Genomic DNA, 580 nt, shown 5'->3' on the forward strand with positions numbered 1-580 from the left:
ATCATTAGCATCTCTTTTAAGATTAACTATCTTGTCTACAGTATCCATTCCCTTAATAACCTCACCCCAAACAGTATATTGTCCRTCTAAAAAAGGACTATCAGCTACACAAATAAAGAACTGTGAACCAGCRCTATTTATATTCTGACTTCTAGCCATAGAACATATTCCTCTTTTATGAGAAACATCATTAAACTCAGCAGGTATTACAAAGTCAGGRCCKCCTGTRCCATGTAAAGCTCTGTTAGGCTGTTTGCTTAATGGGTCKCCGCCTTGTATCATAAAACCAGGTATTACTCTGTGAAAGAGTGTGCCGTTATAAAAGCCTTCATTTGCTAATTTTTTAATAGCTTCCACATGTTTAGGAGCTTTGTCAGGATAGAAAGCTATCTCTATAGTACCATAATCTGTTTCTATAAACAAATGCTCTTTAGATGTTTTTGGCTTCTGTGCCAATAATACTGCTGTAAATGTTATTATCGCTAAAAATGATAATAAAATGATTTTTGTCTTTTTCAACATTAAACTTTATTTCCTCTCTTATATATTATTTATTTTATATCTTTTATATTACCATACT

At 32.4% G+C, this 580-nt stretch carries 1 protein-coding gene; it reads right to left on the reverse strand.

The genetic code is table 11. From position 1 onward, the window contains the following. Window positions 1-522, reverse strand: a 522-nt coding sequence (locus tag GQX97_RS14195; protein ID WP_157152359.1) for a peptidylprolyl isomerase, incomplete at its 3' end; no start/stop codon positions are given. Window positions 523-580: the final 58 nt, after the last annotated feature.

This window comes from Brachyspira sp. SAP_772 (genome assembly GCF_009755885.1).
Taxonomy (GTDB): domain Bacteria; phylum Spirochaetota; class Brachyspiria; order Brachyspirales; family Brachyspiraceae; genus Brachyspira.